Origin of the sequence: Myxococcus eversor (genome assembly GCF_010894455.1) — a bacterium.
Lineage (GTDB): Bacteria > Myxococcota > Myxococcia > Myxococcales > Myxococcaceae > Myxococcus > Myxococcus eversor.
This window is the reverse complement of sequence record NZ_JAAIXY010000022.1, coordinates 162877-189778: the sequence shown is the minus strand read 5'-3', so window position 1 is coordinate 189778 and position 26902 is coordinate 162877. Positions and strand designations below refer to the sequence as shown.

16 protein-coding genes are annotated in these 26902 nt (G+C 69.4%); 4 read left to right on the top strand and 12 right to left on the bottom strand.

All coding sequences use genetic code 11. From position 1 onward, the window contains the following. Nucleotides 1-6474: a MupA/Atu3671 family FMN-dependent luciferase-like monooxygenase gene (locus G4D83_RS35765; RefSeq protein WP_163869378.1), complete on the bottom strand. Its 6474-nt coding sequence runs from the start codon at nt 6472-6474 to the stop codon at nt 1-3. A 378-nt stretch (nt 6475-6852) separates the two neighbouring features. Between G4D83_RS35765 and G4D83_RS35760 the strand changes: the two genes are divergently transcribed. Next, nucleotides 6853-8205 (top strand): cytochrome P450, encoded by a 1353-nt coding sequence (locus G4D83_RS35760; RefSeq protein ID WP_163869377.1) that lies wholly within the window; start codon nt 6853-6855, stop codon nt 8203-8205. Between the two features lie 29 nt (nt 8206-8234). Here the strand turns inward: G4D83_RS35760 and hppD are convergent, their stop codons facing one another. Together hppD and G4D83_RS35750 are read right to left on the bottom strand one after the other, a co-directional pair. Beyond that, nucleotides 8235-9290 carry a 4-hydroxyphenylpyruvate dioxygenase gene (gene hppD, locus G4D83_RS35755; protein WP_163869376.1) on the bottom strand — a complete coding sequence of 352 codons (1056 nt, stop codon included), beginning with the start codon at nt 9288-9290 and terminating at the stop codon, nt 8235-8237. 210 nt (nt 9291-9500) lie between these two features. After that, nucleotides 9501-11147 (bottom strand): cyclic peptide export ABC transporter, encoded by a 1647-nt coding sequence (locus G4D83_RS35750; RefSeq protein WP_163869375.1) that lies wholly within the window; start codon nt 11145-11147, stop codon nt 9501-9503. A 177-nt stretch (nt 11148-11324) separates the two neighbouring features. Between G4D83_RS35750 and G4D83_RS35745 the strand changes: the two genes are divergently transcribed. Then, nucleotides 11325-12344 carry an Lnb N-terminal periplasmic domain-containing protein gene (locus tag G4D83_RS35745; protein WP_163869374.1) on the top strand — a complete coding sequence of 340 codons (1020 nt, stop codon included), beginning with the start codon at nt 11325-11327 and terminating at the stop codon, nt 12342-12344. Here the strand turns inward: G4D83_RS35745 and G4D83_RS35740 are convergent. The 3 genes from G4D83_RS35740 to G4D83_RS35730 form a co-directional block, all read right to left on the bottom strand. Beyond that, nucleotides 12333-13079 carry a hypothetical protein gene (locus G4D83_RS35740; RefSeq protein ID WP_163869373.1) on the bottom strand — a complete coding sequence of 249 codons (747 nt, stop codon included), beginning with the start codon at nt 13077-13079 and terminating at the stop codon, nt 12333-12335. The genes G4D83_RS35745 and G4D83_RS35740 overlap by 12 nt on opposite strands. Nucleotides 13080-13153: 74 nt before the next feature. Continuing rightward, on the bottom strand, nt 13154-14110 hold the full coding sequence (locus G4D83_RS35735; RefSeq protein ID WP_163869372.1) for a ketopantoate reductase family protein: 957 nt from the start codon (nt 14108-14110) through the stop codon (nt 13154-13156). 73 nt (nt 14111-14183) lie between these two features. Next, nucleotides 14184-15491 carry a styrene monooxygenase/indole monooxygenase family protein gene (locus G4D83_RS35730; RefSeq protein WP_163869371.1) on the bottom strand — a complete coding sequence of 436 codons (1308 nt, stop codon included), beginning with the start codon at nt 15489-15491 and terminating at the stop codon, nt 14184-14186. A 239-nt stretch (nt 15492-15730) separates the two neighbouring features. On the opposite strand from G4D83_RS35730, the gene G4D83_RS35725 reads away from it, so the two are divergent. Continuing rightward, nucleotides 15731-16732: a TIR domain-containing protein gene (locus G4D83_RS35725; RefSeq protein WP_163869370.1), complete on the top strand. Its 1002-nt coding sequence runs from the start codon at nt 15731-15733 to the stop codon at nt 16730-16732. Between the two features lie 6 nt (nt 16733-16738). On the opposite strand, the gene G4D83_RS35720 is transcribed toward G4D83_RS35725, so the two are convergent. The 3 genes from G4D83_RS35720 to dacB form a co-directional block, all read right to left on the bottom strand. Next, nucleotides 16739-17830: a D-TA family PLP-dependent enzyme gene (locus G4D83_RS35720; RefSeq protein ID WP_163869369.1), complete on the bottom strand. Its 1092-nt coding sequence runs from the start codon at nt 17828-17830 to the stop codon at nt 16739-16741. Nucleotides 17831-17967: 137 nt separating this feature from the next. Continuing rightward, nucleotides 17968-20145 (bottom strand): prolyl oligopeptidase family serine peptidase, encoded by a 2178-nt coding sequence (locus G4D83_RS35715; RefSeq protein WP_163869368.1) that lies wholly within the window; start codon nt 20143-20145, stop codon nt 17968-17970. Between the two features lie 160 nt (nt 20146-20305). Then, entirely contained in the window at nt 20306-21805 is a 1500-nt protein-coding gene (gene dacB / locus G4D83_RS35710) for a D-alanyl-D-alanine carboxypeptidase/D-alanyl-D-alanine endopeptidase (RefSeq protein WP_163869367.1), read from the bottom strand. 228 nt (nt 21806-22033) lie between these two features. Between dacB and G4D83_RS35705 the strand changes: the two genes are divergently transcribed. After that, nucleotides 22034-22981: an SH3 domain-containing protein gene (locus G4D83_RS35705; RefSeq protein ID WP_163869366.1), complete on the top strand. Its 948-nt coding sequence runs from the start codon at nt 22034-22036 to the stop codon at nt 22979-22981. A 64-nt stretch (nt 22982-23045) separates the two neighbouring features. Here the strand turns inward: G4D83_RS35705 and G4D83_RS35700 are convergent, their stop codons facing one another. From G4D83_RS35700 to G4D83_RS35690, 3 genes are all read right to left on the bottom strand, one after another. After that, on the bottom strand, nt 23046-25079 hold the full coding sequence (locus tag G4D83_RS35700) for a DUF4114 domain-containing protein (protein ID WP_163869365.1): 2034 nt from the start codon (nt 25077-25079) through the stop codon (nt 23046-23048). Nucleotides 25080-25337: 258 nt separating this feature from the next. Then, entirely contained in the window at nt 25338-25988 is a 651-nt protein-coding gene (locus tag G4D83_RS35695; protein ID WP_163869364.1) for a hypothetical protein, read from the bottom strand. Between the two features lie 168 nt (nt 25989-26156). Beyond that, nucleotides 26157-26459: a hypothetical protein gene (locus tag G4D83_RS35690; RefSeq protein ID WP_163869363.1), complete on the bottom strand. Its 303-nt coding sequence runs from the start codon at nt 26457-26459 to the stop codon at nt 26157-26159. Between the last annotated feature and the right edge of the window lie 443 nt (nt 26460-26902).

Below are 26902 nucleotides of genomic sequence, written 5' to 3'. Positions count from 1 at the left end.
CTACCCCTGTTTCCGTGCCCGTTGCTGTTGCCGCTTCAGACTCTCCAGCTGACGCTTCGCCCGGTCCTGCGCCGTCTCCACCGAGGAAGCCCCGGCCGGAGTTCCCTGACGCACGAAACGGGCGAGCGCGCTGACGGTGGGATGCTCCAACAGCTTGAGCAGCGGCAGCTCCCCACCGAGCACCGCCTTGAGTCGGGTGTGCACCTGCACCATCAGGAGCGAGTGGCCACCCAGGTCGAAGAAGTTGTCGTTCACGCCGACCTGCTCGACCTTGAGCACTTCCTTCCAGATGTCGGAGATCTGCTGCTCCAACTGGCCCTGCGGCGCCACGAAGGCCGCGCGCGAGGCCCGCGTCGCCGTGGGCGCGGGCAGGGCCTTGCGGTCCACCTTGCCGTTGGGCGTGAGGGGCAGCGCCGGCAGCTCCACCACCAGCGACGGCACCATGTGCTCGGGCAGTCGCTGCGCCACCGCGTCGCGCAGCGCGGCCGCGTCGATGGCGTGGCCGTCACGCTGCACCACATACGCCACCAGTCGCACGTCGCCCGGCGTGTCCTCGCGGGCCACCACGACGGCTTCGCGCACCTCCGGCCTGGCGCTGAGCACCGCCTCGATTTCACCCGCCTCGATGCGGAAGCCACGCACCTTGAGCTGGTGGTCCACGCGGCCCAGGAACTCCACCGTGCCGTCTTCGCGCCAGCGCGCCCTGTCGCCCGTGCGGTACAGCCGCGCGCCCGGCTCGCGGGAGAACGGGTCCGGCAGGAAGCGCTCCGCCGTCAGCTCCGGACGCGCCAGGTAGCCGCGCACCACGCCCGCGCCACCGATGAACAACTCCCCGGGCACGCCCACCGGCACCGGGCGCATCCGCGCGTCGAGCAGGTAGAACTGCGTCCTCAGGAACGGCGTGCCGATGGAAACCACCGGCGCGGACTCGTCGCGCACGTCGTGCGTGGACGACCAGATGGTCGTCTCCGTGGGGCCGTACATGTTGAGCAGCCGCGAGCCCTCGCCCAGCACCTGCCGCAGCGATGCGCCGAGGGAGGAGGGGAGGGCCTCGCCGCCGACCATCAGCCGGTGCAGCCCGCCCACCGCCTCGGTGGACTCGGGCTCGGCCATCAGCGCGCGCGCCAGCGACGGCGTGCATTGCAGGTGCGTGACGGCGTGCTCGCGCAGGTTGAGCGGAATGGAGCGCGCGGTGCCGGAGCGACGGCCCTCGCGGTCCGCCTGGAGCTTCACCTCGAGGAGCAGGGGCAGGCTGGCCAGCACGGTGTCCGCGGGGATTCCGAAGTCGATGAGGCAGCCCACCTCGTCCACGCCCAGCGAACGCAGCCGCTCCATCTGCTCACGCACGGAGCGCGGGGTGCCGAACAAACCGCTCGTCTCGAAGTAACGCTCGAACGCCTGCGCCGCCAGCCGATCCAGATCGGCCTCGGTCGCCGTGTTCAGGTCCACGCCCAGCGTCTGCCCCAGGCCTCGCATCAGGTCCGCGGAGCTGCGCAGGTAGTCGCGGAAGGGCTTCTCCACCACCGAGCGCACCTGGGCGGCGTCCTCGCCGATGAAGGTGTGGAGCATCAGCGTGACGTGGCCGTCACCCGCGTGGCCCGCGGCGCGCCAGGCGTCACGGTAGAGGACCAGCTTCTTCTCCAGGTCCTCCCACGTCTGTCCCAGCAGGTGGGTGAGGACGTGGCAGCCCAGCTTGCCCGCGGTGAGGAACGTCTCCGGGTTGCCCGCCGCCGTGAGCCACACCGGCAGCTCCTTCTGCACCGGGCGGGGCCGCAGCGTCACGTCCACCTGCGCGCCCGCGCCGCCCGTCATGCGCAGCGTCTCACCGCGCCAGAGGCGACGCACCGTCTCCAGTCCCTCCAGCATCAGCTCGCGGCGCTTCTCGTAGCGCTCGGGCGCGAAGACGAAGTCGTTCGCGTGCCAGCCGGAGGCGACGGAGATGCCCACTCGGCCTCGGGAGATGTTGTCCACCAGCGCCCACTCCTCGGCCACGCGGACCGGGTGGTGCAGGGGCAACACGACGCTGCCGGCGCGGATGGCCACGCGCTCCGTCACCGCGGCGATGGCGGCGCTCGCGACAGAGGGGCTGGGGTACAGGCCGCCGAAGGCGTGGAAGTGGCGCTCCGGCGTCCACACCGCCGCGAAGCCATGGCGGTCCGCGAACTTCGCGCCCTCCAGCAGCAACCGGTAGCGGTCTCCCGACGCCGCCTCCGCGTCATCCGCGAAGTAGAAGAGGCTCATCTCCATCGGCTTGCGCTTCGACGCGGAGGCCCGCGCGGGCGCTTTGATTGACGCGCCGTCGCCCTGCACCACCACCTTGAAGCCGCGCGTGAGCGTCCACAGCAGCTCCAGCACGGAGATGTCGAAGGAGATGCTGGTGACGGCCAGCCACGCACCCGCGGGCTGGTCGCCGATGCGCGCATCCATCGCGGTGAAGAAGTTGGCCACGCCGCCATGGGGCACCATGACGCCCTTGGGGCGCCCCGTGGAGCCGGACGTGTAGATGACGTACGCGAGGTTCGCCGGGCCCATGCCGGAAGGAGGAGGCGCATCGCGCCCCGCGCCGGCCGTCAGCGCCACGCTCTCCAGCGGAACGACGCGAGCGCGTCCCGCGGGCACGGTGCCTTCCAGGTGCGTCTCCGTGAGCAGCACCGTCGCGCCCGAGTCCTCGAGCATGTACGCCAGTCGCTCGCGGGGATAGTCCGGGTCCAGCGGCACGTAGGCGCCGCCAGCCTTGAGCACGCCCATCATCGCGACGACCATGGCCGCCGAGCGCTCCAGGCACAGGCCCACCCGCACCTCGGGCCCCACGCCCAGCGTCCGCAGGTGCCACGCCAGCGCGTTGGAGCGCGCGTCCAGCTCCGCGTACGTGAGCGCCGCGTCGTCACCCACCACGGCCACGGCGTCGGGCGTCTTCGCCGCCTGGGCGCGGAACTGCGCGTGGATGCACGCCGCCGCGTCCTCGGGGGCCGAAGGCGTCAGCTCGTTCCAGTCCACCAGCAGCCGCCGCGTCTCCACGGCGTCGAGCAGGGGCAGGTCCTCCACCCGCGTCTCGGACGTGTCCACCGCCGCGCGCAGCAGCGTCTCCAGGTGCTTCGCCAGGCGCGCCACGGTGGCGGCCGTGAAGAGGTCCGTGCGGTACTCGAGCGCACCGGCGAGGCCGTCCGCCGTCTCCGCGAGCGACAGCTGGAGGTCGAACTTCGACGTGCCCTCCACCGCGCCGTCCGGCACCGGCAACACCGGCTGCCACTGCATGCCCGGCACCGTCAGGTCCGTGGGAGGCAACGCCTCCAGCAACAGCGCCGTCTGGAACAGCGGGTTGTCCGCGCCACCGCGAGGAGCCCGCGCCGCGCCGACGACTTCCTCGAAGGGGAGGTCCGCGTGGGACAGCGCCTCGTGGAAGGTCTGCCGAGTCCGCGCGAGCAGCTCGCGGAAGGACGGCTGCCCCGACACGTTCGCCCGCAGCACGAGCGTGTGCGCGAAGAAGCCCACGACGTCGCGCAGCTCAGGGCGCTCGCGGTTCGCCACCACGGTGCCCACGCCGAAGTCTTCCTGGCCGCTGTAGCGGTGCAGGAGCGCCGTCCATGCCGCCGTCAGCGTGACGAAGAGCGTGCAGCCCTCGCGACGCCCCAGCGCGCGCAGCGACTCCACCAGCGAACGCTCCAGCGTGAGCCGGTGCAGAGCGCCCTGGAAGCCCGGCTCCCGGGGACGGGGGAAGTCGGTGGGCAGCTCCAGGCGCGACAGGCCCGCGAGCTGCTTGCCCCAATACGCCCGCTGCCCGTCGAGCCGCGCGCCCAGGCCCTGCTGCCACCGCGCGAAGTCCGTGTACTGGAGGGTGGGGAGCGGCAGCTCGGCGCCTGTTCCGGAGACCTGTGCCCGGTACAGCGCCGCCAGCTCACGCGCCAGCACGCCGATGGACCAGCCATCCGTGGCGATGTGGTGCTGGGTCATCAGCAGCACGTGCTCGTGCTCACCCAGGGCCACCAGCGAGGCGCGCACGGAGGGGCCCTCGGACAGGCGGAAGGGCTCGCGCGACTGCTCCAGCGACAGCCGCCGCAGCTCCGAGGCGCGGGCCTCGGACTCCAGCGCGCGCAGGTCGAAGCGGGGAAGCGCCAGCGGCGCGGGCGCGCGTGTCACCAGGCGCGGCTGTCCGTCCACCTCGGGGAAGCCCGCGCTCAGCGTGGGGTGCCGCGCCAGCAGCGCGTCCAGGCTGCGTCCCAGGGCCTGCGCGTCCAGGGGGCCGGTGAGCCGCAACTGGAAGTGGAGGTTGTAGAGCGCGCTGTCCGGCACCAGCCGGTCCAGGAACCACAGGCGGAGCTGGCCCGACGACAGGGGCAGCTCACCCTCGCGAGGCCCCGCGGTGAGCGGCGGCGCGACAAGCGAGGTCTCCGGCCGGATGCCCTGCCACGCCTCCAGCAGCTTCGCGGCGGCGGCGTCCAGCGTCGGGCTCATCCAGAGGAAGGCGGCGGGCAGGGCCACGCCCAGCTCCGACTCCAACTGGCCGTGCAGCTCCAGCACCATCAGCGAGTCGAGTCCCAGGCTCGCCAGCTCCGTGTGGCCCGGCAGCTTCGCGGCGTCCATGCGCAGCGTGCGCGCTACCGCATAGCGCAGGTAGTCCTGGACGTGCGCGGCGCGCTCCGACTCGGCCGCCAGCGCGAGCGTCTCCTTCAGGGGACGCGTCGGCGCCGCGGGCACTTCAATCGCCTCGGGCTCCGTCACGGAGGCCTCGACGACTTCCAGCTCGCCCGCCAGATAGGCCGCCTTCGTCGCCCGGCGCTGAATCTTCCCGCTGGACGTCTTGGGGATGCTGCGCGCCACGAGCAGCACCACGCCATGCGCGTGGACCGCGTGCTGCTCGGCGCACGCGCGACGCACGGCTGAGACGACCGCGGAGGCGTCGAAGCCGTCGCGGATATCCACCTCGGCCGCGAGCACCAGCTTCTCCTCGCCCTCCACGTCCACGCTGAAGGCCGCGCAGCAGCCGGCGCGAATGGCGCGGTGCGCGCGCTCCGCCTCCAGCTCCAAATCCTGGGGGTACAGGTTGCGGCCCCGGATGATGAGCAGGTCCTTGAGCCGGCCGGTGACGAAGAGCTGCCCTTCGGGCGACAGGAAGGCCAGGTCTCCGGTGCGCAGGAACGGACCTTCGCCCGAGGCCAGCCGCGCCCCGAAGGCGTGCGCCGTCTCCTCGGGCCGTGACCAGTACCCCTGCGCCACGCTCGGACCCGACACCCACACCTCGCCCACGGCATTCGCGCCCAGCGGCTCGCGCGTCTCGGGATGGACGATCAGAACCCGCTGGTCAGGGGCGCTGATTCCCGCGCCCACCAGCGTGCGCACGCGCGCGTTGTCGGTGGCCTCGGTCGGAGCCTCCGCGCGGCCCTGCTCCAACGCCTCCGCGGTGAAGCGACCGTGCACGACGGGCTCGCCCTGCGTGCCACCCGTGACGATGAGCGTGGCCTCCGCCAGGCCGTAGCAGGGATAGAACGACGTGCTCTTGAAGCCACAGGGAGCGAAGGCGTCGGCGAAGCGCTCCAGCGTCTCGCGCCGCACCGGCTCCGCGCCGTTGAAGGCCAGGTCCCAGCTCCCCAGCTTCAGCTTCGCCCGGTCCTCAGCGGTCGCCTTCCTCACGCACAAGTCGTAGGCGAAGTTGGGCCCGCCGCTGCACGTCGCCTGGAAGTGGGAGATGGCCTCCAGCCACCGCAGCGGGCGCTGCAGGAAGGAGATGGGCGACATCAGCGTACAGGGGAAGCCGAGGTACATCGGCTGCAGCACTTTTCCGATGAGCCCCATGTCGTGGAACATGGGCAGCCAGCCCATCCCCGACGAGCGCGACGCATCCAGCCCGAACCCTCGGGAGATGAGTGCCTCGTTGTGGAGGATGTTGGCGTGGCTCACCATCACCCCCTTGGGATTACCCGTGGAGCCTGACGTGTACTGGAGGAACGCCAGCGTGCCGCCCTCCAAATCAGGACGGCGCCAGTCCGCGGCCTGAGCCTCCGGCACCGCGTCACTGGCCAGCCACTTCAGCTCCGCCAGCTCCGGCGCCTGGGGCGTGAACAGCTCCGACATCTCCAGGATGAAGCTGGTGGTGAGCACGTAACGCGCGCCGCAGTCCTGGGCGATGGCGCGCAGGCGGGGCAGGGTGCGCTCCAGGCGCGTTGGATCTGGCGGGTAACAGGGGACCGCCACCACGCCGCCGTAGAGACAGCCCATGAAGCCCGCGACGAATTCCATGCCGGGCGCATACAGCAGCAGCGCACGCTGCCCCCGAGCCCCCGAGGCTTCCAGCAGCGCGCCCAGCGCCCTGGCGCGCGTGTCCAGCCGCGCGTAGCTCCACTCCTCGGTGGGGCCGTCGACATCGCCCGATTCCAGGAAGCGATACAGCAGCGAATCACCCTGTGTCTGCGCGCGGTGGCACAGCAGATCCACGAGGTGGGGGAAGTCACCCGGTGACGGCTCGTTGCGCTGTTTCATCCCTGCTCCCAGGCGGACGGCTCGCGAAGTGGGTTCCGCGGGCCCGAGGAGTAGGCCGCTCCTGGGACCGCTTCAGTCCAGTTGGCTGGTGAAGTCCTCGACCCTCAACAGCGGGCGGATTCGACAATCCGCCTCGCGAGGGGCGCGGCCGCGGTGCTCCCCCCGGTCTGCCGCGAGGAACCCGCTACCGCACGGGGGCACGGCACCGGTACCGGGAGCCGTGAACGAGGAAAATTAGGTCGGAGGTGAAGCATGCCCTCTGGCTTCATCCCTTGTTTTATCTGGAATGTCTAGTCAGCCTCGAACGGCGCTAACTCCTTGGTTTGTCAGGGGGTCAGGCACTTCTGATAAACTGGTACGCTTCGCTCGCGAGACCGCATGGCTTCGACTCAAGTTTCGTCGTACCCCCCGGGTCCCCGGGGGCTTCCCATCTGGGGCAACATCCTGCGACATGAGACCGACCCATTGGGTCTCTTCGTCGATGGTTTCAGGGCGCACGGCGACGTGGTCCGCTTCCGGTTGGGCGCCCACGCGACCTACATGGTGAGTCATCCGGACCACGTCCGTTATTTCCTCACGGAAAACGCCCCCAACTACTCCAAGCCGGAGCTGGTGGATGACCCCTTCCTGGGCAACGGGCTCTTCGTGAGCGAGGGGAACTACTGGAGGCGGCAGCGGAGGCTCGTGCAGCCCGCCTTCCACCGGGAGCGGCTGACCGGCCTGCTGGCGGGCATGGTGGACCTCATCCAGCGCAAGCTGAACCACTGGGAGGTGGCGGACAAGCCGGGGCGGCGGTTCGACATCGCGGAGGAGATGGGGGTGCTCTCGCTGCGGATGACGACGCGGGCGCTGTATTCAGAAGAGCCCGACGAGCCGATGGCGGAGGCCATCCGCCGGATGATGTGGACGATGAACGACCGCGGCTCGCTCCTGTACCGGCTCCTGAAGCTGGAGCGGCTGCCCATCTACAAGAAGAAATGGGCGGACTTCTTCGCCACGCTGCGCCAGCTCAACCGCAAGGCGAAGGAGGTCATCGCCCGGCGCAAGGAAGGCGGCCCCGAGGACGACATCATGTCCATGATGGTGGCCGCGAAGGACCGCGACACCGGCGAGGGCATGACGGACAAGGAGCTTCGTGACGAGTTCATGAACCTCTTCTCCGGCAACGAGGGCCCGGGAGCCGCGCTGGCGTGGGCGTGGCACCTGCTGTCGACCCATCCCGAAATCGCCGACAAGCTGGCGTCGGAGAGCGCGGCGGTGCTCGGAGGAAGGGCGCCGACGCTGGAGGACCTGCCGCGCCTGCGCTACGCCACCCAGGTGTTCGAGGAGACGCTCCGCCTGTATCCCACGGCCTGGCGCCTGCCGCGAGTGGCCAAGGAGGCGGACACGCTGGGCGGCTACCCCGTGGCGCCGGGCTCGGTGGTCATGGCCATCCCCTACGTGCTGCACCGGCATCCGGAGTTCTGGCCGTCGCCGGAGAAGTTCGACCCGGACCGCTTCGCCCCCGAGCCGCGCGGCGCGCGCCACAAGTTCGCCTACCTGCCGTTCGGCGCGGGCCAGCACATCTGCATCGGCAACAACCTGTCGCTGATGTTCGGCGCGCTCGTGCTGGCGATGGTCTCCCAGCGCTACCGCCTCCGCGCCATTCCCGGGCGGAAGGTGAACATCTATCCAGGCATCTCCCTGTTGCCCCACGGCGGGCTGCCGATGACGCTGGAGCCCCGGAAGTGACGTGACGTCATGCCCGCGGCGGGCGAGATTCAGCCCGCCGCGCGCGCCGCTTCCTGTTCCTTCGCCGCGTAGAGCGCCTGGATGTTGGCGCCTCCGAAGCCCCGGGCCTGCTGGCGCTGGATGACCTCGAAGAAGAGGGTGCGCCGCGCGTGCTGGGAGCGGGTGAAGACCTGCAACAGCACGCCCCAGGCGTCCCGGTCCATCAGGATGTTGCGCTCCTGGAGCAGCTCCCGCCGGAACGGGCCCAGCGAGCCCAGGCGTGTCTCCAGCCCTTCGTAGTACCCCCGGGGCGCGTCGAGCAGCTTCACGCCGCGCTGGGTGAGCCCGTCCACCGCGCGGGAGATGTCGTCCGCGAGGAAGGCCAGGTGCTGCACGCCCGCGCCGCCGTGGGCGTCGATGAAGTCCTCGAGCTGCCCCCGTCGCGCGCCGGAGACGGGCTCCTGCAGCGGGAAGCACACCCGGCCCTTCGCGGCCTGCACCACTCGGGAGCTCATGCCGCTGTACTCGGTGCGCACGTCCTCCTGGTGGGTCTGCTCGAAGCCGAGCACGTCCACGTAGAAGCCCACCGTGTCGAGCAACTGGCCCCGCTCCAGCGCGAAGGCGAGGTGGTCCACTCCGGAGAACAGCGCCGCTCCCGAGGGCCCCGCGTCCACCGGCAGATACGCTCCCGGGAGGAACGCGCCTGACGGAGTGTCACGCTGGATGAGCGAGTGCACCCAAGTGCCGGGTCCGGAGATGGTGGCCTTGACCACGCGCTGGCCATTGGCTTCGTGGACGAAGGGCTCGGACACCCCGCGGGCGCCCCGGCTCACCGCCTCGCGAAAGGCCTTGTGCACGTCCGGCGTCGCCAGCGCGATGTCGCGCACGCCATCGCCGTGAGTCCGTACGTACGCGGCCACTTCTCCGCCGGCGCCCAGCGCGGAGGTGACGACCAGCCGCGCGTCTCCCTGCTCGAGCACGAAGGAGCGACGGCCCGCCAACCCCGTCTCCGGTCCGCCGCTGGCCACCATCCGGAAGCCGAACGCGTGACAGAAGAAGTAGGCGGAGAGCGCCGCGTCGCCCACGAAAAGCTCGGCATGATCCACGCGTGTGAACTCCACTCGGAGAACCTCGATTCAATGGGCTGGGCTATTCCAGGCCAGCCTGATGGGAGCGCCACACGGTTGCTTCGTTGTAATAGCCAATTATCATGGATAATCGCCGTAAACCACTCAGTGCGACATCTCCGAGGGCGGACGGTGTATCACCCGAGGCTCACGCCCAGAGAGCGTGTGCGGTGATATGCCACTCGTTGCTCACGCCGAGACGGCGGTGGGCGCGGGTGCGGCGTCTTGCGTGGAGACGAGCTGCCCTGACTCGAGCTTGAGCAGGTGGTCGGCCAGGTGGAAGTAGCGGTCATCGTGGCTGATGACGAAGACGAGCTTCCCCTGGTTCTTCAGCGCGGGGAGCATCTCCCGGTAGAACAGCTCCCGGAAGATGGGGTCCTGGTCCGCGGCCCACTCGTCGAAGACGTAGATGGGGCGGTCCTCCAGGAATGACGTCAGCAGGGCCAGGCGCTTTCGCTGTCCCTGGGAGAGCGACACGGTGGACAGCTTGCCGTCCTCCACCTTCACCTTGCGCTCCAACTGGAGCCGGGACAGGTAGCCGCGAGCCTTCTCCTCGAGCCCGGGGTGGTCCAGGCCGAGCATGCGCTCGAAGAGGTGGAAGTCGAAGAAGACAGAGGAGAAGAGCTGCCGGTAGGCGCGGCGATTGGACGCGGTGATGGGGACGCCGTCCACGCGCAGCTCGCCCTTCTCCGGCGCGTAGAGGCCGGTGAACAGCTTGGCCAGCGTCGTCTTGCCGCTGCCATTGCCGCCCACGAGGAAGACGAGCTGGCCCCGGTGCATCGTCGTGTTGATGGGGCCCAGCGTGAAGCTCGCGCCGTCCTGCTCGCGGTAGTAGGTGTGGGTGACGTCCGCCAGCTCGATTCGCTCGAACTTCGTCGGCACCGCGCCATCGGCGGCGGGGGGCTCCGGGTCCTCCAGCGACAGGCCCAGCTTCTCCAGCTTCTTCATCGCCACGTGGCTGCGAGACAGGGCTGGCCACTGATTCAACAGGCCGTCGAGCGGCTGTTGCAGATACAGCACCACCAGCGCGTACGCGGCCAGCGTGGACATCTCCACCGTCTGGAACCGGGGCACGCCGAAGAGGATGACGGCGATGACGGCCATCACCATGAAGCCGCCCCAGCTCCCGGTGACGATGAAGAGGTTGTTCGTCGAAAGGGAGACGCGGGAGACCTCCTCGGCCGTCGGCTTGAGCTCCTTGGCGAAGAAGTCCTCGCTGCGCGCGTGGTGGAGCTGCAGCTCCTTGGCGCCGTCGATGAGCGTCCTGAAGCTGGAGTACAGGGCGTCGTGGCTCTCGCGCCGCTTGAAGAACTGCGAGTACGCGTAGCGGTTCGGAATGGCGACGCTCGCCATCACCACCGCGATGACCGCGAGGATCATCATCAGGAGCGGCCCGGACAGCCACGCCAGGTAGACGAGGCAGCCCACGAGCGTCGCCAGGCAGATGATGACGCCGGGGATGACGGAGATGGTGCTGTTGATGACGGCGATGTCCTCCGTCAGCGCGGCCAGCAGCTTGTGCGAGCCGGCGTCCTCCAGCTTCCGCAGCGGGGCCGCCAGCATGCGCCGGCACAGCGACAGTCGGAGGTCCAGCAGCGCCACCTGCTGCATGGAGCTCAGCTGCATCTGCGACACGATTCGCAGCACCAGCACCGCCACCGCCAGGCCGACGAACCAGGGCATCAGCGGCATCGCGTCCGCTACCGTCCGGGACGTGAGCGTCTGGTTCATCACCGCGACGAGCGCCGCGCTGCACGCACCCGTGAGGATGCCCAGGAGCGCCGCGAGGATGATGGGGAGTTTGGACTTCTGGAAGAGCAGGGCGAGCAATGACACGACGGCTCCCGGAGACCCGGAGGGACCTGAGAATCGGGCCCTCGCCGCTCTCATACGTCATTGCCGCGCGAAGTGATACCCGGGGACAGGCTGCTTATCGGGTTATCATGGTGCCAGGCGAGACAGGGTGCCGCCACCCTTGGCGGGCGGGCCGGGGGCACGGAATACTGGGGGGATATGCGACTGCCCTCCTTCGTCCCCGACGCGTTGACAGCCCTGGTGCTTCTCGGGGGGACCGCCTGGGTCGGGCTCGCGCTCGCCTTGACAGGGGCGGGGCCCGAAGGCGCGCACCTCCTCAGGGCGTCGGGTGCGCTGGCCGTGGCGGCCGTGGCCCTCGTCGTGTGGCGGCGGTTCGGCTCGCGCCTGGGCGCGGTGGCGTGGGTTCTCGCGGTGTGTGGGGGCCTTCACGTCTGGGCTTATTCCCAGGCGCCGTCGACCGAGCGGGACTGGGCGCCGGACCTGGTCCGGGTGGCTCGCGCGGACGTGGAGGGTCCGCGGGTGACGATTCATGACGTGCGCGACTTCCGCTACCGGAGCACCACGGACTGGGATGCCTCCTGGTACACGGCCACGTATGACGCGCGCGAGCTGACGGGCGCGTGGTTCATCGTCGAGCCCTTCTCCGGCTTCTATGGCGCCGCGCACACCATGGTGAGCTTCGGCTTCTCGGATGGCCGCTACCTCGTCTTCTCCGTGGAGGTGCGCCGCGAGAAGGGGGAGACGTTCTCCGCCGTGGGAGGCCTCTTCCGCCAGTTCGAACTCGTCTATGTCGTGGGCGACGAGAGAGACCTCGTGCAACTGCGCTCCAACCACCGGCACGACGAGGTGTACCTCTACCCGGTGACCGCGTCGAAGGAGCGCATCTCCGACTTCTTCCTGGACATGGTGGCGCGGATGAACGCGCTGCACGCGAAGCCGGAGTTCTACAACTCGCTCACCAACAACTGCACCACCAACCTGGTGAGCCACTTCGAGAAGGTGAGCGCGCTGAAGGTGCCGTATGACCACCGCACGCTGCTGCCGGCGTTCTCGGACGCGCTGGCGTACGAGCTGGGCCTCATCGAGACGGACGCGCCGCTGGACGTGGTGCGCGCGCGGCACCGAATCAATCCGCGCGCGCTGGCGGCGGCGAACCAGCCCGACTTCTCGCAGCGCATCCGCCAGGCGGAAGCGCGCGCGGTCGACTCAGCTCCCTGACGCGGCTTTCAGGACGGGGGCCGGCCCGGTTTCCAGGTGGCGGACGTAGTGCGCCTCCAGCGTCGCGAAGTAGCCGCGCTCCTCCCACAGCAGGGCGAGCAGCCGGTCCGCCAGCGACTTCACCTCCGCGCTCTCTCCCGGCTCGGGCGTGCGCGGGCCCGCGTTCTTCGGGTTGAGGAACACGCGCGTGGCCTCGGCCACCAGCATCCGGCTGCTGGCGAAGAGGCGCCGCAGGGCCTGGTTGACGGGCCGCGCGTCCACCTCCGCGCAGGCCGCGACGATGGCCGCGTGGATGGCTTGGGGTTTGTCGCCCTGGAGGCTCAGCGCGTCCAGGTCTCCGCGCTCCAGCGCGTGGTGGAGCAGGTAGCCGTGGTGCAGCGACACGGAGGCCACGTCCACGCAGTCCTTCACCCAGAGCACGAAGAAGATCTTCCGGAAGAGCTTCTTCACGGGCAGGAGCATCATCCCCTTGAGGTAGCCGACCAGCCGGCCGCCCATCGTCCGACCCAGGCTGGAGCCCGCGAGCGCCTCCACGGCCCGGGGCGGCGCGCGCAGCCCTCGCTCCTCCAGGAGCGAGCGGACCAATTGCTCCCGCACCTGGAAGAGGGCGTAGTCATCCAGGAAGGGGACGGGGATGAGGGGCGTCAACCCGGAGGCGACGGCATGCAGCGCCACGCGCCCCAGGGGCGGAGACGACGGAGGGCTCGGCGTGGGGCGGGGGCTTGGCTCGCTCATCACTCATCTCTATGCGAAATCCGGCGGGCGATTGCGTCAGGCCTTCGGCCCGCTCGGCCGGTGGACGGACAGGCTCAGCCCTGACGCGAGCCGCGCGCGTGGGGCAGGAGGACGGAGTACAGGGTGCTCATGACGGGCGTGGGGACGCCGAGCGCATGCCCGCGCCGCGCCACCGTGCCCTGGAGATATTCGACCTCCAGCGGCTTGCCCGCATCGAAGTCCACCATCATCGACGGGCGAATCTCCGGGGCCATCGCCTCCATGAAGCGCACCACGTCGTCGGGACGCGTGGGGGTGGAGACGCCCTCGGCGGCGGCGACGCGGAGCACCTCTGCGACGGCCTCGCGGAAGACGTCCCGGAAGAAGGGGCCTGCTCTCAAGGGTCCAATCGAGGAGCGCGCCGCGGTACAGAAGCCGGCCATGGTGGCGAGGAAGGCGAGCTTCTCCCAGAGGGGCGCGCGGATGTCGGCCACCGCCTCCGTGTTGAGCCCCGCCTGTGCGAGCACTTCGCGCAGCGCCTGGACGCGCGAGGACACGCGCGAGATGTCCCCGAAGGCCTCCCCCAGCACCACCCGGTGCAGCGTGCCCGCCTGGCGGATGACGCCGGGCTCGGCGATGGCGGTGGAGACGTAGGTCGTCCCTCCGATGACGACGGGCTCGCCCACGGCGGCCGCCACCTCGGAGGGACTGTCCACGCCGTTCTGGAGCGTGACGACCACCGCGCTGGAGCCTCCGAGCGCGGGACGCTCCGACGCGGCGAGCAGCGTCTTCACCTGGGGCAGCACGCTGGCGACGTCGTAGTTCTTCACCGCCAGCACCACCACGTCCACCGGCCCCAGCCGCGCGGCGTCCTCCTCGGCGCGGACAGGGACGGTGAAGTCTCCCTCCTGGCTGAGGATGGTGAGGCCCTTCTCCCGCATGGCCTTCAAGTGCGAGCCGCGCGCGAGGAAGCCCACCGCATGGCCCGCGCGCACCAACCTCGCGCCGTAATAGCCGCCCACTCCACCCGAACCGACGATGGCGAATCGCATGGCTCGCGAGGATAGCGAGGCGCCGTCACTCCCGCAGGAGTGTTTCGACGGCGCCTCGCACTGAAATCATGTCTCAGCCCGCCAGCGGTCGGATCCGCGCCCCGGTGTCCCAGCCCAGGGCCCCGGACGCGGCGAGAACTTCGGCGCTCGGCGTTCCCGCCTGGGCGATGAACTCCGCGGCGGCCTCCGGCGAGGCGCAGGCGCCGAGGATGCGCTCGGGAATCATGAAGGCGCTGACGATGGCGTCGGCCACCCGGTTGTCCCGGCTGCCCGCGACGAGCAGGTCGATGACGTGCGGCGGAGGCGGCTGCAGGAGCGCGTTGGTCCAGTCCGTCGCCGGGGCCACGGCGGCCCACATCCGCGTCTCCGTGTCGCGGCAGAACTTCTCGTCGAAGGGGCGCTCGGACAGGAGCGCGTCCTGGATGGCGATGGCCAGCGTGAAGGCGGAGGCCGACGCGGCGTTGGCGCCCTGGCCCGCGATGGGGTCGTTCGTCACGTGCGTGTCGCCCACCGTCATCACGAAGCGGCCCTCGCCCACCTGGGCCCAGGCGCGGCGCACCATGGGCGTGAAGCCGCCCTGGAGGAAGTCCAGCGGTCCACGGACGCCGAACTCCGTCGGGTCGATGCGCTCGTACGTCGCGGGCGCGTGGCGGCGCATCAGTTCCAACAGCATCTTGTCGAAGCCGGCCGGGTCGTCGTCTCGCTTGCGGGAGATCATCGATGCCAGCTCGGTGCCAGGAATCGCCTCGATGAGCGTGCTGGGAACGCGGCCGTGCCGGGTGATGATCTGCGATTCGAAGACCTCACCCTGGCCCGGCACCAGGTTGACGTGCATGCCGAAGGGCTCCGGCATCCGCAGGCCCTTGAGCATCGAGGCGAACAGCACGCGCGGCGGCTTGTCGTGCGGCGACAGCTCCGGCACGCGCGGAAACAGCGTGTTGAGTCCGCTTCGCCCGGTGGCCACCACCACCAACGCGTGGCGGCGCGTCAGTCCCTCCAGCGCGGCCAGATCCACCGGCATCACCTCCAGCCGACCGCCCCGCTCCACGAAGGCCTCCGCGAGCCGGGGCTGATAGAGGCGATAGTCCACGCACAGGCTGGGCTCGCTCACCCGCCCCTTCAGGCTGAACGGGTGCGGCCCGTGGACGTGGATGGCGCAGCGGTTCATCGCCAGCTCGGGCGCGCCCCAGAAGTCCACATACAGCTCCCGCTCCCGCGTGCGTGTGGGCGCATGGTGGGTCACGGTGTTCAGAAGTCGGCCCGTGCGAAGGGCGTCTGGCTCCTGCTCCGCGTAGAGCGTGACGGGAATGCCCTGCGAGAGAAGCTTCAGACCCAGGTGCAGACCGGCAGTGCCGGCGCCGACGATTCCGATGCTCGCCATCTGTCTCTCCTTCACATTTCCTGACTTGAAAGACTTTGAGTCAGGACCGCCCCTCAGGGGATGTGGGGTTCCCCGGGTGTTCCGGGGTGCGCAAGGCTCCATATCACAATGCGAATGGAGTTCTTTAGACTGGTCATACCCCGAGTCTTAGGACCATGGGGGTCCCCAGGCACCCGTTCGCGATTGGACCGTTGGGTTCCGGGTTGGGTACGGACAGTCGACGGCCCTACAGTCGAGGGATGAGCGCGGCTCTCGACGTGGTGCTGGAAGTGGGTGACGTCACCGAGATGAAGGCAGACGTTGCCTTGTTCAAATATGCACAAAGGCTGTACGGCGCCTCCGGCGAGGCCTCGCGGCGACTGGCGGCCGCGGGGGTGGCGCCCGAGCAACTGGCGGTCCAGCCGGGTGAGCACCGCTTCCTGGAGACGCGCGGCGCGCTGGCCTCGCCCCTGGCGCTCTTCGTGGGCACGGTTCGCCTGGGCGCGTTCGGCTACCACGAGATACGCCAATTCACCCTGCGCGCGCTGAAGGCGTTGGAGGCGCAGCCCCACCTGAAGCACGCGGCGGGCACGGTGCACGGCCCCAACTACGGGCTGGACGAGGACGAGGCGGTGCTGGCCTTCGTGGGCGGGCTCATCGAGGCCTTCCAGCGCGGCACGGGCCCCAAGGGGTTGGAGCGCTTCACGGTGGTGGAGCTGGACATGCGCCGCGCGCTGCGGCTGCGCAAGACGCTGGAGCGGGGCCTGGGGGGAACGCCCGGCGTGGAGCCGTTGCCGGGAGGCGGCTTCCGGGTGCGGCGCAACAGCGCCTTCGTGCAGGCGCCGTCCATGGCGAGCGCGGGCACGGTGTCCATGGCGAAGCCGCATGCCTTCGTGGCCATGCCCTTCGCGCCCGAGCTGGAGGACACGTACCACTACGGCATCCAGGGGCCGGTGAATGCGGCGGGGCTGTTGTGCGAGCGCGTGGATCAGGCCGTGTTCGATGGACCCATCATCCAGCGCATCAAGGAGCGCATCGACACGGCGAAGGTCGTCATCGCGGACCTGTCGCTGGCCAACCCCAACGTGTACCTGGAGGTCGGCTATGCGTGGGGCAAGGGGCGGCCCACGCTGCTCCTGGTCCGCGACGTGAAGGAGCTGCGCTTCGACGTCGCGTCCTACCGGTGCATCGTCTACCGCAACATCCGCGACCTGGAGTCGATGCTCTCGCGGGAGCTGGGGCGGCTCGACAAGCTGGTGTGAGGCGGACTACCAGCCGCGCGCGGCGACGGGCCAGTTGGCCGTCACGGTGTCGCCGCGCAGGACGTGCAGCCGTTCGTGCAGGTTGACGGCGGCGCAGACGTGGTTGGGGACGACGCGCAGGCGGTCTCCCACGCGGGGACGCCAGGATGTGTTGGAGACGTCGAGCAGGCCGTGCTCCTCGGAGACGCTCCGGACGACGAGCTCCGGCCTGTCCAGCAGGGCGCCGTAGCCGCCCGCCGGCGCGAGTCCTTCTTCCTTGGCCAGGGCCTTGGAGCCCGCGTCGACCACCACCTGTCCGGGGACGGCGGTGCTCACCACCGTCGTGAGGACGGAGAAGGCACAGTCGCTCCACGCGCACGCGCCGAGCGCGGCGGTGTTGCGGTCATTCAGCACGTTGATTCCCGGGCGGATCTCCGTCAGGCCTTCCACCTCGTGTGAGCGCCACAACATGGGCGTGGAGCCTCCGCTCACGACTTCGGGGCGGAGGCCCTCGGCGGCGAGCGCGTCCACGAACTCACGCACCCGCGCGGCCTGCTCCCTCACCGCGGATTCCTGTTGCTCCACCGGCGCGCGCACGTGGCCCGGATAGAAGATGACGCCTCGGTACGTCACGGAGGGCATGGCGCTGATTCGACGGGCCAGGGCCACGGCGTCGGCCGGCGTCTGCACGCCCACGCGACGCATGCCCAGGTCCAGCTCCACCAGCACGCCCACGGTGCGGCCCGCGTCATGGGCCGCGCGAATCAAGCCCTCGAGCACCTCCGCCGAGTCGAGCGCCACCGTGAGGCTCGTGCCGCGGGGCAGGGCCATGAGCCGCGCGAGCCTGCCTGTGCCCACGGGGGGATAGGCCAGCAGCACGTCATCGGAGACGGTGGCCATGAGCTCGGCTTCGCGCGGGGTGGCGACGGTGACGCCCACGGCTCCGGCGGCGAGCTGGAGCGCGGTGAGCTCCGCGGTCTTGTGCGTCTTCGTGTGGGGGCGCCAGTGCAGGCGGTGCTCGCGCGAGTACGCGGCCACGCGCCTCAGATTGGCCTCCACGCGGTCCAGGTCCACGAGGGCGGCGGGAGTCGTGAGCGCTTCGAGCGGGAGCAGGTCCATGCCGCGCAATCTGTCACCGCGCGCGTTGACGCTCCAGGTGTCCGTGGGCGCCGTTCGACATGACGAGGCCCGCCGAGAGCCCGGAGTATCTCCTCCGGGCCCAGGCGGGCCTCACGACAGCGCGAAGGCGCGGCGCGCTACTGCGGCTTGGGCGCCGCCACCTTCTTCGCGGGCGGCAGGTACTTCACGCCGAGCTGGCTGAAGATGAAGGAGTACGCGTCCACCTCCTCCTCGATGCGGGAGTTGAGCGGGGTGCCGGAGCCGTGGCCCGTCTCCGCGTCGGCGCGCAGGAGGATGGGGTTCTTGGCCGACGTGGCCGTCTGCATCCGGGCGACCATCTTCCGCGAGTGGAACGGGTCCACGCGCGGGTCATTGGCGCCGGAGGTGAAGAGCACGGGCGGGTACTTCACGCCGTCCTTCACGTTGTGGACGGGCGAGTACGCCAAGAGCGCCTTGAACTGCTCGGGGTCCTTCACCGTGCCGTACTCGGTGACGTTGAACTGGCCGTTGGACGTGCGCTCCGAGCGCAGCATGTCGTAGAGGCCCACGCGGGCCACCACGGCGCCGTACGCCTCCGGGTGCTGGGTGACGACGGCGCCCATCAGCAGTCCGCCGTTGCTGCCGCCCTGGATGGCCAGCTTCTTGGGCTGCGTGTACTTCTGGTCCACCAGCAGCTTCGCGCAGGCGTAGAAGTCGTCGAAGACGTTCTGCTTCTTCGTCAGCGAGCCCTCGGCGTGCCACTTCTCGCCGAACTCCGAACCGCCGCGCAGGTTGGCGATGGCGTAGACGCCGCCCTGCTCCAGCCACAGGCCCGCCAGCGGGCTGAAGCCCGGGCTGATGGAGATGTTGAAGCCGCCGTAGCCGGTGAGCAGCGTGGGGTTGTTGCCGTTGAGCTTCGTGCCCTTCTTCTTGAGGATGGTGAGGGGGACCTTGGTGCCGTCCTTCGACGTGGCCTCGGCGCGCACCACCTCCACGTCACTGACGTCCAGCGGCGAGGTCTTGGCCAGGGCCGTCTTGGTCACCTTGCCGTCCGCGGCGGTGAAGCGGTACCAGGCCTGCGGCTGCACGAAGCTGGAGTTGCTGAAGTAGATGTCGTCGCCACCCGCGCTCACCAGTCCGCCCACCGAGGACACCGGCGGGGTGGGGACCAGGCCCAGGTCCTTGCCCTTCAGGTCCACCATGCGCAGCTGCGACGGGCCGCCGAGCTGCTCGCTCACATACAGCCGCGACTTCGTCGGGAAGAAGCCCTGGACGCTGGCCTCACCCTCGGGCAGCAGCACCGTGGCCTTGTCCAGCGTCGGCGTGGCCAGCGCCAGGCGCAGCACCTTGCCGCGCGGCGTGTCCTGCCGGCTGAGCAGGTAGAGGGCGCCGTCGTGGCCGAACCGGGCGCGGATGACCTTGTCCGCGAACTTCGTCACCTGCGTCCACTTCCCGTCGGGGCCGTGGAGGTACAGCATGAACTCGCCGCCGTCGCCGTTGGCGACCATCGCCTTGACGTACTTGCCATCGGGCGACGTCTCCAGCTCCGTCATGGCGATGCGCGGGAAGTCCTTGCCCAGCGCGTACGTGTCCTGCTCCGTGGGCGTGCCCAGCTTGTGGAAGTACACCTGCTGGAAGAAGTCGCGGTCCGCCGCGGGACGCTCCTCGCCGCGCGGATAGCGGGTGTAGAAGTAGCCCGTCCCGTCCGCGTTCCACGCGAGCCCACCGCCCGCCGTGCCGCCGTTGACGCGGGGCACCACCTCGTTCGGCAGCGGCTTGCCCGTGGCCACGTCGTAGACGGAGACGTCACCGCTCTCCGTGCCGTTCTTCGACAGCGACACCGCCAGCTTCTTGCCGTCCAGCGTGGGCTCGATGAAGTCGATGGTGGTGTGACCCGACGGGTCGATGACCATGGGGTCCAGCAGTGAGCGCTCCTTCGACGTGTCGTCCGGGGAGCCGATGACCACCACGTACGGCTGCTGCCGGGGCGGCTGCATCTTGATGCCGACGAGAGTGCCGTTGGCCTCCGTCAGTCCCCCGTAGCCCGGGGACTTCCAGGACAAGAGCTCGGAGACGCGCTGACGGATGCCCTCGCGGCCCGGCAGCTTGTCCAGGATGGCTCGCGTGTGGGCGTTCTGCCCGTCGTTCCACTGCTTCACCTTCGCGTCGTCGGTGGCCTCCAACCACTGGTAGGGGTCCTTCACCTCCGTGCCGTGGTAGGTGTCGACGACCTCCTGCTTCTCGGTGACGGGCGGCTTGGACGCGCCCTTGCCGGCGGCCGGGGACGTGAGTGGCAGCAGCAGTGCCGCCGCGGCCATTGCGGTTGTCAGCTTCATGTTCACCTCGAGGATGGGAAAGCGGGCGCAGCCTGCCACGTCCCATCTCCCATGGCGCTCTTCCCGACAGGGGAATGTCGTGATGGGACGGGTGTTCCCTCGGGTTGCCGCCAGGCGTGCGGTGCGTCAAACCCGCCGGGGAATTCGAGGACGCCCCACGTCAGGGCGCGCGCAGGGGCAGCTCCACCAGCGCGGCGGCGAAGCGGTCGAAGGCCTCATTGGCGGGGAGGGCGGTGCTCTCGTCCATGTTGCCGAGCATCAGGGCGAAGACGACGCGGGGATGCTCGGCGTCGCCGGGTCGGTCCACCACGCCCGCGAAGCACTTCTGGCCGGAGAGCGTGCCCGTCTTGGCGCGGATGCGGCCCGCGGTGAGGGGCGTGACGGGGCGGGTGGCCAGCGTGCCGTCGACGCCGGCCACGGGCAGGCTGTCCACCAGCGCGTCACCGTAAGGCTCTCGCAGGCTGGTGAAGAGCACGCGCGCCAGGCCTCGTGCCGTGGCCAGGTTGTAGCGGGACAGGCCGCTGCCATCGACGGGGCGCAAGTCGCGAGCGGGGATGCCGCGACGGGTGAGCTCGTCCGCGAGCGCGGTGCTCAGCGTGGCGTAGCCCTCCGTGCCGCTTCTCTCGCGAGCGAAGCGCAGGCCCAGGCGCTCCGCGTAGAGGTTGAGGGACTCCTTGTTGGTGGCCTTCACCAGCTCCGACAGGGGCGGGCTGACCAGCGTCACGAGCGGCTCCGGCACGGGCGGACGCAGGGGGCCGGGGGCCTCCAGGGTGGCGGGGAGCCGGGGGATGCCGCGCTTGAGCAGGGCCTCCTCCACGCAGGCGGAGAAGAGGATCTGGGGCTCGTCCACGGAGAGCCTCACGGCGGCGGAGCGGGGGCACTGGTTGACGGGAGAGCGCCACACACAGCGCACGCCCGGGGCGCCGCGCTGGCGCGTGCAGGAGAGGCTGGCGCGCTCCGCGTTCGCGTCCACGCGGACGATGGCGGAGAGGGTGGCGAAGGCGGGGGTGAGCTGCACGGTGGGAGGCAGCGCGCAGTCGGCGCCGTCCGCGCGAGACAGCGCGAGGTCCACCACGTTCTCCCGGAAGACGAAGGGCGTGGGCGCGGCGCTGTACGCATAGGCGGCGTCGTCCCAGGCCCAGCCCGGACCGAAGGCGGCCTCCACGTCGTCGGTCCCGCGCACGCGCACCTGTCCGCGCCACTGCTGGACACCGCGCGCCTGGAGCGCGTCCGCGACCTGCTCGCAGGCCAGCGCCGTCTCCGGAAAGCGCCACGAGCCCAGTGACGGGTCGCCCGACGGGTCCACCACGAGGTCTCCGAGGTAGAGCCCGTTTGTCAGCGTGCCCTCCAGCGTCACCGGCGTCTGGAAGCGGAAGTCCGCCCCGAGCGCGGAGAGCACCGACGCGGTGGAGACGACCTTCATGGTGGACGCGGGCAGCAGGCGGACGTGCTCACGGTGCGCGTACAGCGGCTCACCGGTTCGAGCGTCCAGCACGAAGGCGCTCGCGAGCGCACCCTCGTCCTCCAGGGTGGCGAAGAGGCTGCTCGCCACCGAGCCCACGGTGCGCGCTTCGGGGTGCTGTGCATGGCGACAGCCGGACAGCAGGGAGGAGGCCAGCAACAGGGAGAGGGGCAGGGCGCGGCTGATCACCCGCGCCACGCTAACGCTTCGCGGACGTGGGTGTCATGCGACGCGGTGTCGAAGCGAGGGCGGCAGGCCACCCCGGCCGTCCGGTATGCGACCCCGCCGCTCAGGCTCCGTGGGATGGGGGCGGATGTGCCCCAGGCGAATGCGAGGAATTGGGAATCGGGGGGATGCCTTGATTCGGAGGCGCGGGTTGTCGCAGAAAGGGCCCTGCTCATTCTTGCCCTGGATGGATGGTTTCCGATGACGCCCGGCTTGATGCTGTCGCTGCTCCTGTCGCAGACGCCCGTGCCCGACATCCACTACACCGCCGCGACGGTGGAGGAGGGCGAGCAGCGCACCCTGGAGAGCTACTCCTTCACGGAGTGGGAGCCTTCCGAAATGAAGGAGCCCCTCTACGTGGGCGTGGATGAAGCGAACCTCCGGCAGACCGCCTCGGCTGAAGGCGCGGTGGTCGCCACGCTGCCCCTGGGCGCGGCCGTGCGGGTATTGGAGAAGGGCAAGGAGCGTCTGAAGGTGGGGGAGTACGTCAACCACTGGTACTCGGTGGAGTACGTGGACGCGAAGGGCACGGCCGATGCCGCGGACGACGTGGTCTCCAAGGGCTGGCTCTTCGGCAACACGCTGACGCCGTTCCGCTTCGAGGAGGACTTCGACGGGGACGGGGAGAAGGAGGTCGCCACGGTGGTGATGAGTGGAGACTTCAAGATTCGCGTCCGCGTCCTGGAGCCGAACGTGAAGCCGCCGCGACGGGTGAGCAGCGTGGACGTCTCGCCCTCGGGCGAGGGCTACCTCAGCGTGAGTGGAGGCCGGGCGGAGGTGAAGCTCGTCCCCGCGAAGAAGGCGGGCGTCGTCCTGTTGCAGGTGGATTCGATGCCGGAGGCGTGCGCCGACTTCAGCACCACGTACGTGAGCTACACGGGGCAGGGGAAGAAGAAGGGCGTGCTGGGCAAGGCGAAGGTGGCGCTGGGCCTGGTCGGCCTGTCGGACCCTCCGAACAGCTCCAAGTTCAAGGTCTCCTTCCATGCCGGGAAGAAGCAGGCCACGGTGGTGCGGACCACGGTGGATGACGTGGATGAGGAGACCGGCAAGGAGCAGACGACGAAGGAGCAGACGCGCTATCAGCTCAACGACGGCGTCTATTCCGCAGTGAAGCCCGCGGGCTCCTCCGTGGCGGAATCGAAGCCTTGATGGACGACGAGTCCCGGTACGCAGGGACTCGTCGCCTCATGTCAGTGTTTCGCGAGAGCTGGACTCAGGGCACGAAGTTCAGCTCGTAGCCGATGTTCATGTGGAAGAGCTCCGGCCGGCACGTCGGATCCAGGCTGCGCACGGTGGCCTTCCAGCAGAGCTGGTCCCCCGAGGACGGCGAGAGGTCCAGGATGGTTGAGGACTGTCCCTCGGCGAAGGGAACCGGCATCCACGAGGGCGAGGGGTTTCGCTGGCAGAAGACTCCCGTGCACACCTTGCAGTCGGTGGCGATGGCATAGGAGAACTCGGTGCCCGTCGGCGCCGTCTGGCAACTCTGTAGATTCCCGTCCGCCTTTTCGATGCGCACGCGAGAGATGGCGCAGTGGCCAAGCGCGTTGTCGCTGAGGACATGGGAGCGCACGAGCCCTGTCGTGGAGCTCGCCTTGAGGAGGAACGTCACGTTGTTGAAGTTCCGGTCGCCTCCTCCATTGAGGTCCTCGAAGCCGAGGAGCCACGTTCCAGGAAGCGTGGTCGCCGTCCCAATTTCCAGGTGCGGCATGCTGCCGTGGCTCGCGGCGAGCACGCCGCTGCGCTCCTTGGGCAGGACGATGTTTCCATAGCCAGGTGTCCGGAGCCGGTAGTAGGCCGAATCGTCCAGCCAGCCGCAGAGCCGCTGACTCGACCCGCCCAGTGCGCAGGAGTAGTTGTTGGGGTCCTGGGGGGTGCATCGCTCGTCCGCAATGCAGCCCATGTTGTGCTCGGCCACGGGAGTGGTGCCCACGGAGTCCTGGTCCAGATTCCAGCGTGACTTCGAGAAGAAGACGGACGTGGGGGACCTCAGGTGCAGTGTGCATCGGCCATCCACGGCCTTCTTGAGACACGGGTACACCGTGCCGTCGTCGTTCGGAAGATGGGTGGGGTCGTAGTAGGCGATGAGGAAGAAGACGAGCTCCCGGCCACCCTGGACGAGTCCCAGCTTCACCGTGCGGTCGAACGAAGTGATTCCAGGGTCCGGATTGGTGGCCCGGCGCAAGCCCGAGGGCGTGTATGCGGAGACGTCGTAGTCGGGGATGCCTTCGGACCAATCGTCGCTGTCGTTGACGGGAGCGAGCCGCTTGAAGGTGGTGAAGTTGGAGTCGTCGTCGGTGAGCAGAAAGGGCAGATTCCCCAGTCCCTTGTTTCCGTTCTCGGGCGCGGCGGGCTCGAGCAGGTTGGGAATGCGCGGAAAGAGTCCTCCATCGGAGAATGCGCCGTTGGGGACGTTGGAGGAGAGGAGGGCGCCGACGACATCCACCGGGATGCGCTCCGACGTCCGTCCCGGCCGGGCATCGTCCAGGGTGAGCCGCGAGAAGGCCGTGGAGCAACTCGCGTTCAGCGCGAGGTCCGGCACGCCGTAGTTGAAGCCACCCGAGTAGAACGTCTGGAGGCAGCGGCGCGCCTTGCCAACGTAGGGGCGCGCCTGGGAGCCGTTGAATGGGGCGAGGTTGTAGAGGTCCTCGTGGAAGTCCGTGATGCCGTTGCCGTTGGTGTCCACCAGGGTGTCGTCGGAGGAGTCAGGAGTGCCCTTCGTATCGACATAGCCTCGGGCGACAACGTCGTCGTAGTCCAGCCACCCCATCGAATGAGATGCCACGGAGGTCTGGCTCAGGAACGTGAGCGAGACGTCGTGCTCCGTGGGGAAGACGATGTTCTCGGCGCCCAGTGCGAACGGCTCGGGGTATGGGTTTGGGTACTGGAGCGCCCCGTTCGACGTGAGGACCATGTTCAGGGGCCGCTCGAACTGGCCTGTCGCGAACGGGGCCTGTTGGTTCTCGTAGAGGGTGGGCCCCACGTGGAAGGAGAAGTCCACTTCGGCGGAGAGGCCGTGTGCGTTGGTGACGGTGACCTTCACGGGAGAGGTGCCGGGGATGATGCAGTCCGGAGCGGTCCAGGTGACCTCGCTGATGCCCTCGCCGTGAACCGGCTCGTCGAGCTCTCCCGTCGTGGCTGTCCAGGTGAAGATGAGCCTCCCGCCCTGGGAATCACGCGCCCTCGCCACCAACTGCACGGTGCCGCGTGAGGGCACGACTGACTGGGACTGGCTGATGCTGAGAATCACGGGCGGTGGCGGGTTCCTCGCTGCGGCTGCCCGGGTGCCCGTGGTCAGCAATACAAGCGTGACGACGAAAGCCAAGCAGCTTAGAACTTGAGTTGGAATCAATGACAAGACAATCCCCCTCGGATTGACGGTTGATGGATGCGGCCCCCGGGCTGACTCTAGCCTTTCAAGGGCGCGCTCATCGACGTCGCGCCATCAGCCGACTGACGGTGACGGCTCGTGCCGCGACGCCACGTTTTTCTGAGGGAGTGGGTCGAATCAGAACCGGCCGACGAGTCCCGCGAAACCGCCAGCCCTCGACGCGCCCACGGTGGGGGCGAGCAGGACTCCCTCATCTCGATGCTGGCTTCGCGCGGAGAACCCACCCCCGCTGAATCGGTGTGACAGCTCGTTGAGCAGGAGCGCGCCCGCGGTGGGAATCAGCAGGCTGAGCGCGATGTGGGTGCCTCCCTCGGTCACGAACGGTTCGCCCGGCGCGTTGGTTCCCGTCATCAGGGCCACGACCACCGTGCCGAGCCCTCCACCCAGCACGCTGAGCGCGAAATTGCCGTTGCTCCCGAGGGCCCGGCCCGTGGCGAAGACCCCCACGCCCGAGCCGGCAGACATGCCGATGTAGATGGGAATCAGGCTCTGTCCGCAGTGGATGGTGCCCGGAAAGGAGCCGCAGCTCGTGAGCCTGCCCATGGAGAAGAGTCCTCCGATGGTTCCGCCAGCGGCGGTGCCCGCGGCGCCGCCCAGGAGCGTCCCCGCGAGTCGGACGCGGGTATCGATGGGCGCGGAGGAACCCTCCACTCCGCTCGGGGTGTCTTCGGTCGCCGAGGTGAGGGGAGGGGGGCTGAGTCCCTCCTGGGCGAGGACGGGGAAGGACAGCAACGCGACGACGAACAGCGTCGAGAGACGAGCGGTCATGACAGGCACCCGAAGCTCGTGCGCCCGGCCGGGCACTTCACTTCAGGGTGGGATGTGGGAGTCGCCAGGAATGACATGCGCGAGTGGCCCGGGTCCGCGCATGACTGGCAACCCCACGATAGCTGAAAGCCAGGTGGCCCAGGCAAGGCGTCGGAGGTCATGTCTCGGCTAGAGCTGGCCGGCGACGCCACCCATCCGTCCGCCGTGCGGTGTCACTCCGAAGGTGAACGTGGGCATCGGCGCACCCAGACCGCGTGTCTGGGATAGGCGAGACACCATGGGCGGCTCCGAGCGGGAGAGTTCATAACCCATCACGGCGCCGAGGGGTGGGAGGGCCAGGATGGAGATGATTCCGAAGAGGTCGGCTCCATCCCGGGCGAAGAACCCCAGCACGCCCGCGCCCGTGCCCGCCAGGGTCGCCAGGAGCGAGCCCCGTCCCTTCATCAGCGCACCCGTGTCCCACTTCTCCAACCCGAGCGTGAATCGTGAACCTTGGCCTATTCTTGTCACGGAGAGGTCCGAGCCCGCGCACACGCATGTTCCGGCCAATACCCTCCAGGCGTCCGATGCCGAGCGCCAGTTGGAGGGCCGCGCCGAGGTCCTCGCAGCGGCCCGGCGTTCCCATGCGGAGTTGGAGCTGCTGCTGTCGGGCTGGGGGTGGCGGCGCGCGCTGACACGAAGCCCTGAGTGGGTGCCTGAGCTCGTGGAAGGGGCGGCTGCGCTGACGGAGGCGCTGGAGCGAGTCCATCGCCGCGCGGAACTGGACGCATGGCCCGCGACGATTCCCGTGCTGCGAATGGCGCGGGAGTTGTCGGCGCGGCGTGAGCGGCTCCTGGCCCTCGCGCGGCGCAGGCTGGAGGCGCTGGGTGTGTCGCCGGGGCATGGGTCTCTCGAAGAGACGCTGACGAGACTGG

Coding starts and splice junctions, on each gene's coding strand:
- G4D83_RS35720 (WP_163869369.1), bottom strand. CDS start 17,830: ATGGACCTGCTCCCGCTCGAAGCGCTCACGACTCCCGCCGCCCTCGTG.
- G4D83_RS35740 (WP_163869373.1), bottom strand. CDS start 13,079: ATGAGCGAGCCAAGCCCCCGCCCCACGCCGAGCCCTCCGTCGTCTCCG.
- G4D83_RS35715 (WP_163869368.1), bottom strand. CDS start 20,145: ATGAAGCTGACAACCGCAATGGCCGCGGCGGCACTGCTGCTGCCACTC.
- G4D83_RS35745 (WP_163869374.1), top strand. CDS start 11,325: ATGCGACTGCCCTCCTTCGTCCCCGACGCGTTGACAGCCCTGGTGCTT.
- G4D83_RS35730 (WP_163869371.1), bottom strand. CDS start 15,491: ATGGCGAGCATCGGAATCGTCGGCGCCGGCACTGCCGGTCTGCACCTG.
- G4D83_RS35705 (WP_163869366.1), top strand. CDS start 22,034: ATGACGCCCGGCTTGATGCTGTCGCTGCTCCTGTCGCAGACGCCCGTG.
- G4D83_RS35760 (WP_163869377.1), top strand. CDS start 6,853: ATGGCTTCGACTCAAGTTTCGTCGTACCCCCCGGGTCCCCGGGGGCTT.
- G4D83_RS35695 (WP_163869364.1), bottom strand. CDS start 25,988: ATGACCGCTCGTCTCTCGACGCTGTTCGTCGTCGCGTTGCTGTCCTTC.
- G4D83_RS35765 (WP_163869378.1), bottom strand. CDS start 6,474: ATGAAACAGCGCAACGAGCCGTCACCGGGTGACTTCCCCCACCTCGTG.
- G4D83_RS35735 (WP_163869372.1), bottom strand. CDS start 14,110: ATGCGATTCGCCATCGTCGGTTCGGGTGGAGTGGGCGGCTATTACGGC.
- G4D83_RS35725 (WP_163869370.1), top strand. CDS start 15,731: ATGAGCGCGGCTCTCGACGTGGTGCTGGAAGTGGGTGACGTCACCGAG.